This window comes from Microbacterium sp. AR7-10, from assembly GCF_001878835.1.
In the GTDB taxonomy this organism is placed as follows: Bacteria; Actinomycetota; Actinomycetes; order Actinomycetales; family Microbacteriaceae; genus Microbacterium; species Microbacterium commune.
The window spans coordinates 30,347-44,662 of record NZ_MJIR01000057.1 but is presented as its reverse complement, the minus strand read 5'-3'; the positions used below and the strand labels follow the sequence as shown (position 1 = coordinate 44,662).

Below are 14,316 nucleotides of genomic sequence, written 5' to 3'. Positions count from 1 at the left end.
ACCCGTCAGCGGAACGACTCGACGCCGCCCCACCCGCCGACCCACGCTTCCACCCGCGGGTCGGGTCTCAGCGCGTGCGTCCCGACGGCCGTCATCCGCCGAGTCCGGAACCCATCCTCGTGACCCCACCGTTCGGCTCGACGGGCCGCCCTCCGGGCGCGCAGCGACCCGAGCGACGAGCCGTCGTCGTCGACGAGCTGGACCGTGCCCACGTCGCCGGTGCCGAGGCCGTGCACGAGGTCGACGATCCACGTCGCATCGAGCACGACGACGGGACGGCTCATCTCCCAGACGACCCTGGCGTCGACGTCGTCGCGCGCCGGAGCGACGCGAGGGTCCTCATCGAGCGCCGCGGGGATGTCGTCGAGCAGCAGCCGGGCGCGCGGGAACGCCGCGAACAGCGAATCCGCCATGACGAACAGTGCCGCCGGGGAGTGCTCTCCGCGCATGCGAACCACGAGGTCCGCGGCACCGGGCCACAGCGCCCGCGGCGACGAGCCCGGCACCGGGATGGACGACTGCATCCGCAGGGTCTGGGCGTTGGCCCGATCCATCCCCGACCCCTCGCGGTCGGCCCACTCCGGGCCGTCGTGCCAGGCGACCGCGTCGGGAACGTGAGCGAACACCGCACCCGCCTGCCACATGCGGTGCGCCCACTCCCAGTCCTCGCCGCCGTACGACGTGAACGTCTCGTCGAATCCGCCGACCTCATCGAACAGGCTGCGCGAGCAGCCGATGACCGCGCCGATCACGAACCGGTACGACCGGTCGTCGGCGTCGAGCAGAGCTCGGCTGCGCACGTACCCCTCCGCCAGCCAGACGGGTTCCGGCAAGTCTCGCCCGGCGGCGGCCTCGGTCACCGGCACCTCCGGCGGGATGCCCGAGAAGTCGGCATGCCGGCGGCGTCCCACGACGACGGCTTCGGGCAGCAGCGCGGGGAGCCTGCTGAGCGCGCGCACGTACCCGGGCTCCGGCGACGTGTCGGCATCGAGGAAGCACAGCGCCTCGCCGGTGCTCGCGCGCACGCCGAGGTTGCGCACGGCCGCGAGGCGGAACCCCTGATCGTCCTGACGCACGAGGATCACGTCGTCGGGCACGTCGACCTCACCGGGCGATCCGTCGTCGGCGACGATGACCTCCAGCAGCTGCGGCGGGTAGTCCTGCGCAGCGAGCGCGTGCAGGGTGCGGGCGAGCTCCGCGGGCTGATCGTAGTGCGAGACGATCACCGACACCCGGGGCAGCGGGTCGGGCTGGATGCCGTCGAACGAGTCCCACCGGTTGCCGACGACCCACTGCCGTCCGGCGAACCCCTGCCTTCCGGCGGACCCCTGCCTTCCGGCGGACCCCTGCGCCGTCACGAGTCCAGTCCGTCCCACAGCCGCAGGTACGCCGTCGCCACGTCGGCGCGCGAGAGGGGCAGGCGCGCGAGCCCGTGCCAGGTCGTGTCGGGGTGCGCGATCGCGTGCCGCAGCGCGCCGGCCAGGTCGCCCTCGGCGACGGCGGTGATCGTGCCGGGGCGCAGCGCCGCCATCTCATCGATGTAGCGGTTGCGCACCGCGACCGGGCGTCGGCCCCAGCCGATCCATGAGGCCAGCGAGCCGGATGCCGAGATGTGCCGGTGCGCGATCACCGGCACGCTCACCGCTCGGCCGCGTCGGGCGATCTCGTCGTCATCCAGCCACCCCGTGACCTCGACCTCGACGCCGAGGCCGGCCGCGCGCCGCACGAAGGTCTCGAGCTCGGCCGCATGCCCGTCCGACGCGCGCCCGAGCACGGTGAGCCTGCTGATCCCCGCCGCGGCCGCCGCATCCGCCGCCTCGTCGTGCCCCTTGCCCGGGTAGAAGAAGCCGAGCACGCCGATGGATCCGTCCGGGCGGCCCCTCCCGGCATCCGCCTCGAGCTCGACGGGCAGGGGGATGACGGAGACCGCACCCGACCACACGTCCTCCTCGCGCAGCAGCGCCCGCTCGTGCTCGCTGTTCACGACGACGGCGCGGGCCGCGGCCGCCACCCGCGCGTACGCCGCCCGGCGTCGGGTCCGGTTCTGCTCTCCGTCGGATGCCTGCGGCACGTCGTGCAGGGTCACACTCAGGCGCACGCGGGACGCGAGATCGGCGAACACGCGAGAGGCATCCTCGGGCGACGCGCCCCAGAGCCGGTCGGTGAAGTGCGCGTGCACGGCCGTTCCCTCCGGCAGCTGCCCGACCTCGCCCGCGTCGACGGTGCGCGCGTCCCCGAGCGCGCCGACCGCGGCCGCCATGTCACGGGCGTACACGGCGACGCCATGGTCGCCGGGGTGCACGAGCAGCAGGGGCGTGCCGGTCATGCCGTGCGCCAGACGGTCAGCAGCGGCGCCAGACGCTCGACGGCTGCGGCGACGAACTCGGGATGAGCGGCGTACCAGGCCAGGTGGGCATCGCGCACCGCCGCGTCGTCGACGATCCGTCCCTCCACGATCCACTCCGCACGCGGTTCCTCGGCCAGCCCCCATGCCTCGACCACCTCCGGGGCGAGCGGGGCGCGCACCGAGTCGAGCAGCGGACGTCCGGGGTCGACCGGTCCGTCTGCCGCGCCCAGCGCCTCGAGGATGCGGGCGCCGAGCGGCATCCAGACCGCGTTCCCGGGGTGGTTCACCGTGCGCATGTGGTCGGCCGTGACCGTGTCGAAGAGGTCGGAGACCGGGATGTCGGTCACCGCTTCGCGCGCGCGCAGAACCTCGACAGACGAGCGGGCGACGGCCCGCACGGCATCCGGCGGCAGGGACGACGACACCGGCAGTCCGGCGGCCGTCGCGAGGGTGCGCACGTCGTGGTACGCCACGACCGGCGGATCCTCATCGATCCCCGGCACCCGGATCGCCGCCTGGAACGGATGCAGCCCCGCGAACCGCACGGGCGGCACCGTGAGCACCCGAGCCGAGGTCGCCGCGGCCACCTGGCGCGTGCCGAGAGGCAGGTCGTGGTAGTCGTCGCGCACCGGCTGGGTGACCACCGTGTGCGCGGCCGCCACCACGTCGTGCAGACGCCGCGCATCGTCGGCCGTCAGCTCGTGCACCGGCGGGGTTCGGATGAAGCGGCGATCCGCGGTGTCGATCACGAGCCGCAGCGACTCGGCCTGGCAGTTGCCGAGCACGACGCCGAAGCTCTCGGGCAGAGGGGCCAGACCGTAGAACTCCCCGTAGTGCCGACGCCGTCCTAGCACCGCCGCCTCGGCGGGCGCAACGGTGGTGACGTCGGGAGAGGAGGGGTCCATGCTTCGAAGGTATACCTCTGTCTTTTTCCGCTTGACCCCGTTGATTTTTCACGCATCCATCCCTGCGATCTGCGCACTCAGACCGCTCAGCCACTCGAGGAGGAACCATCGGTACAGCCTCCGCGCCCATCCGGGTCGCCTCCATCCCGTCCGTCCACCCCTACATCCAGGCCATCACCGATCCGCACCGGGTCGCGCTGCTGCCCGACCCTCCGGTGCCGGGCGCCCCGCCCGAGCAGTGGTGGCCACCGGTCGCGATGACCGCGCGATGGCTCAGCGAGAACGCCGCCGAGTTCGACGTGCTGCACGTGCACTTCGGGTTGGAGTCGTTCCCGGCGGATGAGCTGCGCGACGGTCTCGATGCGGCCGCCCGCGCGGGCCGCCCTGTGGTGTTCACGGTGCATGACCTCGACAATCCGCAGATCGTCGATCAGGATCCGTACCGAGCGCTGCTCGACGTGATCGTCCCGGCCGCCGATCGACTGATCACACTCACGCCGTCTGCCGCTGCGGAGATCGAGCGTCGGTGGGGTCGCTCGAGCGTGGTGCTCGCCCACCCGACGCTTCTCGACGAGGCCGCAGACCCCGGACGCGTCACCGACGGCGAGACCGTGCGCGTCGGCATCCACCTGCGCGACCTGCGCCCGAACATCGACGCGGAGAACGCGGTCCGCGCGGCGGTGCACGCCGCGCGGCTGCTCGAGCGGTCGGGCCCGGCGGTCGAGATCGAGGTGCTGCTGAACGAGAACGTGCGCGACGATCGCACCGCCGAGCGAGTGGTCGCCGCAGCCGACGGGCATGCCGCCGTGCGGGTGCGGCGGACGCCGTATCTCACCGATGCGGAGATCGAGCAGTGGCTCGGCGGGCTCGATCTTTTCGTGCTGCCCTACCGGCACGGAACGCACTCCGGATGGGTCGAGCTCTGCTACGACCTGGGCGTTCGGGTGGCCGGAACGGACGTCGGACACATCCGGTCGCAGCATCCGTCCGATTTCCGCGTGGTCGATCTCGACGATCCGCGAACGGTGGCCGCCGCGGTGACGTGGGCCCGCGACGACTCCCCGTCGGCAGACGAGGTGGTCGCGAGCCGGCGTGCGCAGCGACGCGATCAGAGACGCGCCGTGCGCGACGCGCACGCCCGCCTCTACCGCGACGTCATCGCCGGAGTGCAGGCGTGAGCGCGGGTCAGCGCCTGCGCGTGCTGGTCGTCGCGCCCGAACGGCATGCTCTGCGCCAGCCGCATGCGGGTGGGCTCGAGGCGGTGGTGTGGAATCGGGTGCGGTGGCTGCGCCGACGCGGACACCGCGTCGACCTGTGCGCCGCCGCCGGGTCGGATTTCCTCGGCTCCGACCCCGACCTGCACCTGCCGAGCCCGCGCTGGCATCGCACGCACGACGCGTCCGACACGGAGAACCCGGCCGGCCACCGCGGGCGGATGGCGGATGCCTTCGCACGCGTGCGCTCGCGACTGACCGACCCGCTCGACGGCGTCGACGTCGTCGACAACCACAGCCTGCACGGCGACCCGATCCTGTGGAGTCGCGACCTGGGCGTTCCGGTCGTGACGACCCTGCACACGCCGCCCCTCCCCGACATGGTGCGCGCCGCGCGATCACTGCCGTCGTCGGCCCCGCATCGCTTTCTCGCGGTCAGCCAGTACACCGCCCGCTCGTGGTCCGCGGAGGGCGTGGACGCCTTCGTCTTCCCCAACGGCGTCGACAGCACCGAATGGCGACGAGGAGCGGGCGGGGATCACTGGGTGTGGTTCGGCCGCATCGTGCCCGAGAAGGCACCGCACCTCGCGATCAGAGCCGCACTGCTCGCCGGTGCACGCATCCGGATCGCCGGTCGCATCGGCGACCCGGTGTATTTCGACCGTGAGGTCGCGCCGCTCCTGGGTGACGGCGCGGAGTACGTCGGACCGCTGCGTCAGCCCGAGCTGTGCGCCCTGGTCGGCGCGTCGTCGGTCGCGCTGGTCACCCCGGTCTGGTCGGAACCGTTCGGTCTGGTGCTGGCCGAGGCGCTGATGACCGGCACGCCGGTCGTCGCGTTCGATGCCGGCGGGGCGCGCGAAGTGCTCGCCGGGCTGCCCGGATGCGCTGTCGTGCGCGCCCGCGATGTGAGCGCCCTTGCTCGGGCCGCCGTCAGCCTCGCCGCCGAGTCGGCGTCGGGCGCATTCCGTGATCGGGTTCGCGCTGCGGCATCCGCCCGGCATTCGCTCGCCCGGCGTCATCGCGAGGTGGAGCGCGTGCTCGGCATCGCCGCCCAGACCCCGGCCGCGCTCGTGGACGAGGCGAGGGTCGCGGAGGCGGTCGGCGCATGATCGGCTGGTACGTGCACCACCACGGATGGGGACACCGCACCCGGACGCAGGCGATCCGGCGCCACCTCGACGAGGACGTCACCGTGTTCTCGAGCCTCCCCGCCCCGGCGACGCTCGACAGCGGCACCACGTGGATCCGCCTGCCCGCCGACGCCGATCCTGTCGTAGGGGCCGACGGAATCCGCCGCGAGGCGCACGAGCTCGGCGACGTCACCGCCGGCGGCGCGCTGCACTGGGCGCCGATCGGACACGACGGACATCAGACGCGACTGGCGATGATCGCCGACTGGATCGCCCGCACCCCGGTCTCGGCGTTCGTCGTCGACGTCAGCGTCGAGGTCACCGCCTTCGTGCGGCTTCTGGGCGTGCCGACCGTGGTGTTCGCCCAGCCCGGCGATCGCTCTGACGCCCCGCACCGTCTCGGCCACGACCTGGCGGATCGCATCGTCGCGCCGTGGGCCGAGGGCCTCTTCGATGCGGCGGAGCTGTCGGACCGCCGCGAGCGGGTGCGTCACGTCGGGGCGATCTCGCGGCACGACGGGCGGGATCGGCACGCGGGCGCCGACGGAGACGCGCGCCGCGTGCTCTTCCTCAGCCGCACCCTCGATCCGCCGCAGCTCGAGCAGACCACCGAGCAGCTGACCGCGCGGGGCTGGATGGTCGAGACCGCCGGCGCGCGCGACGACGATCGGGTCGACGACGTGTGGCCGATGCTCTGCCGGGCGACCGTGGTGGTCAGCGCCGCCGGCCTGAACGGCGTGGCCGACCTGGCTGCCGCCGGGGCACGCGCGGTGGTGCTGCCCCAGGACAGGCCGTTCGGCGAGCAGGAGCACACCGCGCGCGTGCTGCAGTCCGCCGGCTTCGCCCACACGGCGCCCGCCGACTCGTCGCCGGAGCACATCGCCGCGCTCGTCGAGCGGGCCGCCGCCTCGACCCCGGACTGGACCGGCTGGGGTGCCCGTGGCGCCGCAGCCCGGGCGGCCCACGCCATACAGGAGGTCGCCTCATGACCGCACGGATCGGTGTGATCACGCCCGCGTCGCAGAATCGCCTCGCGCACCTGCACCGCCAGCGTCGTTTCCTCGACGCAGTCGCGCGGCCCGAGCACGAGGTGGTGCGCATCGAGGCGTGGCTCGACAGCGAGCCCCCGCCCCCGTTCGACGGCGCCCTGCACGTGCATGTTCCGCCCGGGCGCGACGGCATGCGCGTCGGCGCCGCTCGCAACGCCGCTGCCGAGCTGGCGGTCGCTCAGGGCGTCGATCTGCTCGTGTTCCTCGACGTGGACTGCCTGCCGGGGCCCGAGGTGCTCGCCCGGTACGTCGAGGCGGCGCGGTCGCACCCCGACGGTCTGCTGTGCGGGCCGGTCACGTACCTGGAGAGCGTGCAGCGGCCGTCATCCGCCGAAGAGCTGGATGCGATGACCCGACCCCATCCGGTGCGCCCGAACCCGGCGACCGGCGTCGTCGAGACCGCGGGTCCGGCCGAGTACGACCTGTTCTGGTCGCTGTCGTTCGCGGTGACGCCTGCGACGTGGGCGCGGCTGGGCGGCTTCGACGAGAGGTACGAGGGGTACGGCGCGGAAGACACCGACCTGGGCCGGCGAGCCCGCTCGCTGGGCATCGGTCTGCACTGGGTCGGCGGTGCACACGCCTATCACCAGTGGCATCCGGCCGGCACTCCGCCGTGGCGCCACCTCGACGACATCCTGCGCAACGGCGCCCTGTTCGCCGAGCGGTGGGGCGAGTGGCCGATGGGCGGCTGGATCGACGCGTTCGTCGCGGCGGGGGCGGTCGAACCTCACGAGGGCGGATACCGCCGGACCGTGCGCGCCCCGGCAGTCCAGGAGCCGTGACGCCGCGTTCTCGCCCAGTCCGCCGCGCCTGCACAACCGCTCCGCCGGGTCACCAGGGGCTGGGCCGGTAGTCCTTCAGGAACACGCCCTGCAGGTCGACGCCTGCCTCTCCCTGCACGATCGGGTCGTACACGCGTGCGGCGCCGTCGACGAGGTCGAGCGGGGCGTGGAAGCCCTCCTCAGCCAGGCGCACCTTCGTGAAGTGCGGGCGCTCGTCGGTGATCCAGCCGGTGTCGACGGCGGTCATCAGGATGCCGTCGGTCTCGAGCATCTCGCCGGCACTCGTGCGGGTGAGCATGTTCAGCGCGGCCTTGGCCATGTTGGTGTGCGGATGCCCCGGCCCCTTGTACCGGCGCGAGAACTGCCCCTCCATCGCCGAGACGTTGACGATGTACTTGCGCCGGGCGCTCGACGCGGCCATCGACGCGCGCAGCCGGCTGATCAGCAGGAAGGGCGCGGTGGTGTTGCACAGCTGCACCTCGAGCATCTCGAGCGGATCGACCTGCTCGACCGACTGCACCCAGCTGTTCACCCGGTTGACGTCGGGCACCAGCCCACCCGCGTCGATAGCCGTGCCGTCGGCGTGCTTGACGAGCGACGACGAACCGGGCGCCATGGCGAGACGTGCGAGGTCCTCCGCCGTGAGCGCCTGTCCACCCTGCTCGGCGACCGTGCCGCCCAGCGCCGCGACCGACAGCAGCGGGTGCGCGTCGACCGAGGCCTGCAGCGCCTGCGGATGCGGGTCGGCGGTGTGCCCGAAGGTCTCCATCTCGGGCAGCGGGCCGTCGGGCAGCGGCTGCAGTTCGGCATCCGCCAGCAGCGAGTACGCCCCCGGCGAGCGCCGCACGGTCTGCGCGGCGTTGTTGATGAGGATGTCGAGCGGCCCCTGGGCCGCGACCGAGTCGGCGAGGCCGATCACCTGGGCGGGGTCGCGCAGGTCGATGCCGACGACGCGCAGCCGGTGCAGCCAGTCCGAGGCGTCCGGCAACGACGAGAACCGTCGCACCGCGTCGCGCGGGAAGCGGGTCGTGATGGTCAGGTGCGCGCCGTCGCGCAGCAGCCGCAGCGCGATGTGCATGCCGATCTTCGCCCGCCCGCCGGTGAGCAGGGCGCGCTTACCGGTGAGGTCGGTGCGGGCGTTGCGCTTGCCGTGGCTGAAGCGGGCGCACTCGGGGCAGAGCTGGTGGTAGAACGCGTCGACGAGCGTGTACGGCTGCTTGCAGATGTAGCAGTTGCGGGGCTTGAGCAGCTCGCCGGCGATCGGGGCGTCGACGACGCTGGACTCCAGGTCGAGGCCGCGCGTCTCGTCATCGATGCGGTCGGGGGCGCCGGTCGCGGTGCGCGCGACGACGGCCTTGTCGGCCTCGGCGATGGCATCCCGGATCTCCTTGCGACGCGCGCGCTTGACGGCCTTGAACATGTTGGCGGTGGCACGGCGGACGGCCAGGTAGTCCGGATGCTGCTGATCGACCTCGTCGAGCGATGCGAGCACCCGGAGGGTGGTGGCGAGGTCGTCGGGGTCGATGCCGGAGGCGGGCAGCGAGGGGGCATCGGTCATTGGGCCGATTCTACGCGGCCCGGCTGAGACCCCTGGGCGTTGTCCGCACCCCGGCGTAGGGTCGGCACATGAGCACCTTCGATGCTGCATACACGTCCGTTCACCAGGGCATCGTCCCCGGTTACCTGCTGGCGCACCTGGCGAGATCCGAGCGCTACCCGCACGCCGCCCAGGCCGCACGGCAGACGCTCATCGCGGGCCGACCGGCGTTCCACGCGGCGCTCGAGCTGTCGATCGATGAGAACGGTGATCTCGTCGCCGAGGTGGCGGCCGCCCCCACCCGCACGATCTTCGATGCGCAGAACACCGAGACCCTGCCTGGGCTCATCGTGCGCGCCGAAGACGACGAGCCGGTGGCCGACGACACGGTCAACGAGGCGTTCGACGGTCTGGGTGCGACCTTCCAGATGCTGCTCGACGCGTTCGAGCGCGATTCGCTCGACGGCGCGGGGGCGCCTCTCAACGCGACCGTGCACTACGGCGAGGACTACGACAACGCATTCTGGGACGGCTCGCGCATGGTGTTCGGCGACGGGGACGGCGAGGTGTTCGTCGGCTTCACCCGGTCGGTCTCGGTCATCGGCCACGAGCTGGGCCACGGGGTGATCCAGAGCACGGCCGGGCTCGTCTACCGCGACCAGTCCGGCGCGCTCAACGAGTCGATCGCCGATGTGCTGGGCGCGCTCACCGAGCAGCATCTGCTCGGCCAGACCGCCGATCAGGCGTCGTGGCTGGTCGGCGAGGGCATCTTCACGGATGCCGTGCAGGGGCGTGCTCTGCGCTCGATGCTCGAGCCGGGCACCGCGTACGACGACGATGAGCTGGGCAAGGACCCGCAGCCGGCGCACATGCGCGACTACGTGCAGACCGTGGAGGACAACGGCGGCGTGCACATCAACTCCGGCATCCCGAACCGCGCCTTCGCGCTGGCGGCGACCGCGATCGGCGGGCACGCGTGGCAGGGCGCGGGACTCGCCTGGTATCGCGCGCTCATCGGCGATCTGTCGTCGACGGCCGATTTCACCGAGTTCGCCGAGAAGACGATCGCCGCGGCGAGCGGCATCGGGTCTACCGTGGAGTCAGCGGTCCGCGACGCGTGGATCGCGGTCGGAGTGATCGAGGATGCACGAGATCGAAACCCCCGCTGACGGTGCGGGAACGGACGATGCGCAGGATCGCATCGTCGTTGCGGTGGTGCGCAGTGGCGGCATCGCCGGGCTCCGCCGCCGCTGGCGGGCGGAACCGGCACCCGAGCAGGCGCCGACCTGGATCGAGCTCGTCGATCGCTGTCCGTGGGAAGAGCATCTCGATCCGGATGCCCGTGGCGCCGATCGATACGTGTGGAGCATCCACGCCCGCCTGCGCGACAAGCAGCTCGAGCAGGTCGTTCCCGACACGCGGCTCGAGGGCGCGTGGCGTGAGCTCGTCGACGCGGTGCGCGGCGCCGATGCCGGCACTGACGAAGACGAGCACTGACAGCACGATGGAGTTAAGATGACGCAGAAGATCGTTCCCAACATCTGGTTCGCCGGAAACGCGGGTGAGGCCGGCGAGTTCTACACGACGGCGCTGCCGCGGACGAGCGCGCACGTCGCGATGCACTACCCCGACGAGCTGCCCGATTTCCAGAAGGGCCTCGAGGGCGAGCCGGTCGTCGTCGACCTCGACGTCGCCGGGTTCCGGATCACGATGATCAACTCCGATGACACTGTCCGTCCGACTCCGTCGATCTCGTTCATGCTCAACTTCGACCCGCTGATGTTCGACGGCGACGCCGATGCCGCGCGCACCGCACTCGATGAGACCTGGGCTGCGCTGTCTGACGGCGGACAGGCGCTCATGCCGCTCGGCGAGTACCCGTTCAGCCCGCACTACGGCTGGGTGCAGGACAGATTCGGTGTCAGCTGGCAGCTGATGCTGACCGACCCGACCGGCGACCCGCGTCCGTTCGTGATCACGCAGATCATGTTCTCGGGTGACGTGCAGGACAGGGCGCGCGAGGCCGTCGATCTCTACCTCTCGCTGTTCGACGACACCGCGTACGGCACCGTCGTCGCGTACGAGCAGGCCTCCGGCACGGCCGCGGCCGGCAGCATCATGTTCGGCGAGTTCCGCATCGGCGAGCAGTGGTTCTCGTTCATGGACTCGAACGTGCGGCACGACTTCGGCTTCACCCCCGGTGTCTCGCTCGAGATCCGCTGCGCGGACCAGGCCGAGATCGACCACTTCTGGAACGCTCTGTCGGCGGTGCCGGATGCCGAGCAGTGCGGCTGGCTGGTCGACCGGTACGGCGTGAGCTGGCAGGTCGTGCCCCAGAACATGGACGAGCTGCTGGCGAAGCCCGGGGCCTATCAGCGCATGCTGGGGATGAAGAAGCTGGTCATCGCCGACTTCTGAGGTCGACCCCCGGGCCGGAGGCGGATGAGGATAAGGAACATGGGACTGTTCACACAGAAGCCGCAGGAGCCCAGCGCGTGGGCCGCACTGCCCGGTGAGCCGCTCGACGAGACGAACCCGACCGAGCGGCTCGACGAGGCGCCGTCGCTCGATCTGCTGGATGTCGGGCTCAGCGCCCAGTACTCCACGATCGTCCTCCCCGTGAAGGCGCCGGCGCCCGAGGCGGCCGCCCCGGCGGACGCAGCGGACGTCCCGGACGCAGGCGAGTAGCCGGCCGACCCGTCAGCAGCGCTCAGCGCCTGCGGGCGCGCCGCGAAGCGACGAACAGCACGACGCCGCCGGCCAGCAGCGCCGCCACAGCGGCGATCCGCAGAGGCAGCAGCTCGTCGGTGTAGCGCGAGGTGAACGACACCAGCGCGAGGAGGAATCCCACTGTGAGCAGCACCGCGGCTCCCAGCCAGGCGAGCAGAGGTATCCGTCGCGTGGCGACCGACGACCGCGACGTCTGGGGGCTCGGCCGGTGGAACATGCGCGCGATGACGATCACGACCAGCGCGATCACGACCACGATGATCACGGTCTTCAGCGCGAATCCGGTCACTCCTCGAGCGTACCGACTTCGGGCTGTGTCCCACCGACGCCGTACGGTGGAAGGATGACGATCACCGCCGCCGCCGATGGCTCCGCCCTCGGCAATCCGGGTCCGAACGGCTGGGCCTGGTACATCGACGACGACCGCTGGGCCGCGGGTGGCTCACCGCACGGCACCAACAACCAGGGCGAGCTGCAGGCGGTGCTCGAGCTGCTGCGCGCCACCGCCGGTGTCGACGAGAAGCTCGTCATCGAGTGCGATTCGCGCTACGTCATCGACTCGGTGACCAAGTGGATGCCGGGATGGAAGCGCCGCGGCTGGCGCAAGTCCGACGGCGGCCCGGTGCTGAACCGCGAGCTGCTCGAGGGCATCGATGAGGCGATGCGCGGCCGCGACGTCGAGTTCACGTGGGTGAAGGGACACGCCGGGCATCCGCTGAACGAAGCCGCCGACGAGCGCGCGAACGCCGCCGCGAAGGCGTATCAGCAGAAGCAGGAGCCGCGTCGTGGCCCCGGCTTCGTCTCGGCGTCGGATGCCGGGGCCGCACTCGCCGGCGCGATGGCGGTCTCCGCCTCGATTCCGTCGCGCCCTGAGCAGGATGCCGCCCTGCTCTGGGCCGAGCCCGCGGATCTGCTCGACGGACTCGACGAGTCCGCGGAATCCGCCCCGCTCGAGCTCACCGTCTCGCTGACCGCGACCGAGCACGCGCGGCTGCGCGAACGCGCCGACGCGCAGGGCATCTCCCTCGAAGAGGCGCTGCGCCGACTGATCTGAGCTCGCGCGACCCGACAGCGGACGCTGCCTGCGTACACTCGCGGAATGGCATCCGTTCCGCAGACGATCACCCGCTCCGCTCTCGGCGGGCTGCTGCTGTTCACCGGGGCGGCGCATCTCACGTTCGCGCGGCGCGGGTTCCGCGTCGCGGTGCCCGAGTGGGTGCCGGGTGATCCGGATGCCACGGTCGTCGCATCCGGCTGGGCCGAGATCGCGCTTGGGGCCGCGCTGCTGCTCGCCCGCCGGAGCCGACGCGGCGTCGGGCAGCTCGTCGCGCTGTTCTTCATCGCCGTGTTCCCCGGCAACGTGTCGCAGTGGACGCATCACCGCAGCGCCCCCGGACTCGACACCGAGATGAAGCGGTTCGGGCGCCTGTTCCTGCAGCCGGTGCTGGTGCTGCTGGCCCTGTGGGCGACCCGCGACTGACGCTCAGCTCTCGAGCGAGACGCGCGTGCGCGGCAGGGCGTCAGGATGCTCCTGCTGCAGCCAGGTCATCATCTGCTCGCGGACGGCGCAGCGCAGCGTCCACAGATCGTCGGAGTCCTTGGCCGAGACGGTGCAGCGCACGGTGACGAAGCCGCCCTGCGAGTCGGTGACCACCACGCCGCTGCTGCGGCGGTCCCAGGCGTCGGAGGCATCCATGATCTCGTCGAACTTGGCGCGCACGGCATCCATCGGCACCCGCCAGTCGAGGTCGAGGTAGACGGTGCCGAGGATGGCATCCGAGCGGCGGGTCCACGTCTCGATGACGTTGGTCGTGAAGTAGCTGCACGGGATGACCAGGCGCCGCTCATCCCAGACGTAGACGACCACGTACGAGAGGTTCAGCTCGCCGATCCGGCCGAACTCGCCGTTGATGACGACGACGTCGCCCACCCGGATCGAGTCGGTGAAGGCGATCTGGATGCCGGCGATGAGGTTGCCGAAGATCGATTGCGCCGCGAGTCCCGCGATCACCGAGACGATGCCTGCCGACGCGAGCACGCTGGTGCCCACCACGCGCAGCGAGGGGAACGAGAACAGTGCCATCCCCACCGCGATCACCGCGATGAGCACGACCGTGAGCCGCTGGATGATGAGGATCTGCGTGCGACGGCGGCGCAGGTCGGCACCCGTGAACGTCGTCTTCTCGCGGGTGAGCAGACCTTCGAACGCGAACGAGGTGACCGTGCCGAGCAGCCAGGCCCCGGCGAGGATCGTGCCGATCAGCAGCACGTGCGAGACCGCCGGCCACCATTCCTCACGCGCGGGCTGCGTGACGGATGCGGCGATCCAGAGCGCGACGATGAGCACGACCACCGCCCACGGGCGCCGCGCGCGGTGCGAGAGGTCGCGCATCCAGGTGGCCCTGCGGCCCAGCAGCGACGCGATGGTGTGCGGGGCGAGTACGGCGGCGATCGCGGCCACCAGGGCGATGCCGACGGCGATGGCGGTTCCGGTCCACGAGGTCCAATCGAGCATCCTTCAACCGTAGGCGGCGTCCGGTTGCGAAGCTGTGTGGCCGGTGACCGGTCGGCGTCGTCGGCGTCGGCGTCGGCGTCGGCGTCGGCGTCGGCGTCGGGCGAGAT

General features: G+C 71.7%; 16 protein-coding genes. 10 read left to right on the top strand and 6 right to left on the bottom strand.

Features of this window, described 5'->3' with window-relative positions:
• Positions 1-5: 5 nt before the first annotated feature.
• From BFN01_RS07645 to BFN01_RS07635, 3 genes are read right to left on the bottom strand one after another with little or no spacing between them, the layout of a single operon-like run.
• A complete protein-coding gene (locus BFN01_RS07645) occupies positions 6-1,358 on the bottom strand; it encodes a glycosyltransferase family 2 protein (RefSeq protein WP_071643262.1) in 1,353 nt (450 codons plus the stop codon).
• Complete coding sequence (locus tag BFN01_RS07640; RefSeq protein WP_071643260.1) at positions 1,355-2,326, bottom strand: hypothetical protein; 972 nt, start codon at positions 2,324-2,326, stop codon at positions 1,355-1,357. Before BFN01_RS07640 ends, BFN01_RS07645 begins: the two co-directional genes overlap by 4 nt.
• Positions 2,323-3,252 carry a WcbI family polysaccharide biosynthesis putative acetyltransferase gene (locus BFN01_RS07635; protein ID WP_071643258.1) on the bottom strand — a complete coding sequence of 310 codons (930 nt, stop codon included), beginning with the start codon at positions 3,250-3,252 and terminating at the stop codon, positions 2,323-2,325. Before BFN01_RS07635 ends, BFN01_RS07640 begins: the two co-directional genes overlap by 4 nt.
• 62 nt (positions 3,253-3,314) lie before the next feature.
• Here BFN01_RS07635 and BFN01_RS07630 point away from each other — a divergent pair, with 62 nt between their 5' ends.
• From BFN01_RS07630 to BFN01_RS07615, 4 genes are read left to right on the top strand one after another with little or no spacing between them, the layout of a single operon-like run.
• Positions 3,315-4,430, top strand: coding sequence for a glycosyltransferase family 4 protein (locus BFN01_RS07630; protein WP_083428706.1), 1,116 nt, complete (start codon positions 3,315-3,317; stop codon positions 4,428-4,430).
• Positions 4,427-5,575 carry a glycosyltransferase gene (locus BFN01_RS07625; protein WP_071643254.1) on the top strand — a complete coding sequence of 383 codons (1,149 nt, stop codon included), beginning with the start codon at positions 4,427-4,429 and terminating at the stop codon, positions 5,573-5,575. The genes BFN01_RS07630 and BFN01_RS07625 overlap by 4 nt, the downstream gene beginning before the upstream one ends.
• A complete protein-coding gene (locus BFN01_RS07620; protein WP_071643252.1) occupies positions 5,572-6,585 on the top strand; it encodes a glycosyltransferase in 1,014 nt (337 codons plus the stop codon). The genes BFN01_RS07625 and BFN01_RS07620 overlap by 4 nt, the downstream gene beginning before the upstream one ends.
• Positions 6,582-7,427: a galactosyltransferase-related protein gene (locus BFN01_RS07615; RefSeq protein WP_071643250.1), complete on the top strand. Its 846-nt coding sequence runs from the start codon at positions 6,582-6,584 to the stop codon at positions 7,425-7,427. The genes BFN01_RS07620 and BFN01_RS07615 overlap by 4 nt, the downstream gene beginning before the upstream one ends.
• Before the next feature lie 49 nt (positions 7,428-7,476).
• Here BFN01_RS07615 and BFN01_RS07610 read toward each other — a convergent pair whose 3' ends face one another.
• The gene (locus BFN01_RS07610) at positions 7,477-8,985 is read right to left on the bottom strand and encodes an SDR family NAD(P)-dependent oxidoreductase (RefSeq protein WP_071643248.1); all 1,509 of its coding nucleotides are present in this window, start codon (positions 8,983-8,985) and stop codon (positions 7,477-7,479) included.
• A 68-nt stretch (positions 8,986-9,053) separates the two neighbouring features.
• On the opposite strand from BFN01_RS07610, the gene BFN01_RS07605 reads away from it, so the two are divergent.
• Genes BFN01_RS07605 through BFN01_RS07590 form a run of 4 tightly spaced genes read left to right on the top strand, consistent with a single transcriptional unit; the run spans position 9,054 to position 11,652 of the window.
• Entirely contained in the window at positions 9,054-10,133 is a 1,080-nt protein-coding gene (locus BFN01_RS07605) for a M4 family metallopeptidase (RefSeq protein ID WP_071643246.1), read from the top strand.
• Positions 10,108-10,461: a protealysin inhibitor emfourin gene (locus BFN01_RS07600; protein ID WP_083428705.1), complete on the top strand. Its 354-nt coding sequence runs from the start codon at positions 10,108-10,110 to the stop codon at positions 10,459-10,461. The genes BFN01_RS07605 and BFN01_RS07600 overlap by 26 nt, the downstream gene beginning before the upstream one ends.
• 18 nt (positions 10,462-10,479) lie before the next feature.
• Entirely contained in the window at positions 10,480-11,382 is a 903-nt protein-coding gene (locus BFN01_RS07595; protein ID WP_071643244.1) for a VOC family protein, read from the top strand.
• Positions 11,383-11,421: 39 nt separating this feature from the next.
• Complete coding sequence (locus tag BFN01_RS07590; protein WP_071643242.1) at positions 11,422-11,652, top strand: hypothetical protein; 231 nt, start codon at positions 11,422-11,424, stop codon at positions 11,650-11,652.
• Between the two features lie 22 nt (positions 11,653-11,674).
• Here BFN01_RS07590 and BFN01_RS07585 read toward each other — a convergent pair whose 3' ends face one another.
• Positions 11,675-11,983 (bottom strand): hypothetical protein, encoded by a 309-nt coding sequence (locus tag BFN01_RS07585; RefSeq protein WP_071643240.1) that lies wholly within the window; start codon positions 11,981-11,983, stop codon positions 11,675-11,677.
• Positions 11,984-12,037: 54 nt separating this feature from the next.
• Between BFN01_RS07585 and BFN01_RS07580 the strand changes: the two genes are divergently transcribed.
• The gene (locus BFN01_RS07580; protein ID WP_071643238.1) at positions 12,038-12,748 is read left to right on the top strand and encodes a ribonuclease H; all 711 of its coding nucleotides are present in this window, start codon (positions 12,038-12,040) and stop codon (positions 12,746-12,748) included.
• 45 nt (positions 12,749-12,793) lie between these two features.
• Positions 12,794-13,174 carry a hypothetical protein gene (locus tag BFN01_RS07575; protein ID WP_071643236.1) on the top strand — a complete coding sequence of 127 codons (381 nt, stop codon included), beginning with the start codon at positions 12,794-12,796 and terminating at the stop codon, positions 13,172-13,174.
• 3 nt (positions 13,175-13,177) lie between these two features.
• Here the strand turns inward: BFN01_RS07575 and BFN01_RS07570 are convergent, their stop codons facing one another.
• Positions 13,178-14,209: a mechanosensitive ion channel family protein gene (locus BFN01_RS07570; RefSeq protein ID WP_071643234.1), complete on the bottom strand. Its 1,032-nt coding sequence runs from the start codon at positions 14,207-14,209 to the stop codon at positions 13,178-13,180.
• Positions 14,210-14,316 lie beyond the last annotated feature (107 nt).

Excerpts from the sequence above, each read along its gene's own strand:
- BFN01_RS07640 (WP_071643260.1), bottom strand. The coding sequence starts at position 2,326 with ATGACCGGCACGCCCCTGCTGCTCGTGCACCCCGGCGACCATGGCGTC.
- BFN01_RS07600 (WP_083428705.1), top strand. The coding sequence starts at position 10,108 with ATGCACGAGATCGAAACCCCCGCTGACGGTGCGGGAACGGACGATGCG.
- BFN01_RS07590 (WP_071643242.1), top strand. The coding sequence starts at position 11,422 with ATGGGACTGTTCACACAGAAGCCGCAGGAGCCCAGCGCGTGGGCCGCA.
- BFN01_RS07635 (WP_071643258.1), bottom strand. The coding sequence starts at position 3,252 with ATGGACCCCTCCTCTCCCGACGTCACCACCGTTGCGCCCGCCGAGGCG.
- BFN01_RS07580 (WP_071643238.1), top strand. The coding sequence starts at position 12,038 with ATGACGATCACCGCCGCCGCCGATGGCTCCGCCCTCGGCAATCCGGGT.
- BFN01_RS07575 (WP_071643236.1), top strand. The coding sequence starts at position 12,794 with ATGGCATCCGTTCCGCAGACGATCACCCGCTCCGCTCTCGGCGGGCTG.
- BFN01_RS07615 (WP_071643250.1), top strand. The coding sequence starts at position 6,582 with ATGACCGCACGGATCGGTGTGATCACGCCCGCGTCGCAGAATCGCCTC.
- BFN01_RS07610 (WP_071643248.1), bottom strand. The coding sequence starts at position 8,985 with ATGACCGATGCCCCCTCGCTGCCCGCCTCCGGCATCGACCCCGACGAC.
- BFN01_RS07605 (WP_071643246.1), top strand. The coding sequence starts at position 9,054 with ATGAGCACCTTCGATGCTGCATACACGTCCGTTCACCAGGGCATCGTC.
- BFN01_RS07620 (WP_071643252.1), top strand. The coding sequence starts at position 5,572 with ATGATCGGCTGGTACGTGCACCACCACGGATGGGGACACCGCACCCGG.
- BFN01_RS07570 (WP_071643234.1), bottom strand. The coding sequence starts at position 14,209 with ATGCTCGATTGGACCTCGTGGACCGGAACCGCCATCGCCGTCGGCATC.
- BFN01_RS07595 (WP_071643244.1), top strand. The coding sequence starts at position 10,480 with ATGACGCAGAAGATCGTTCCCAACATCTGGTTCGCCGGAAACGCGGGT.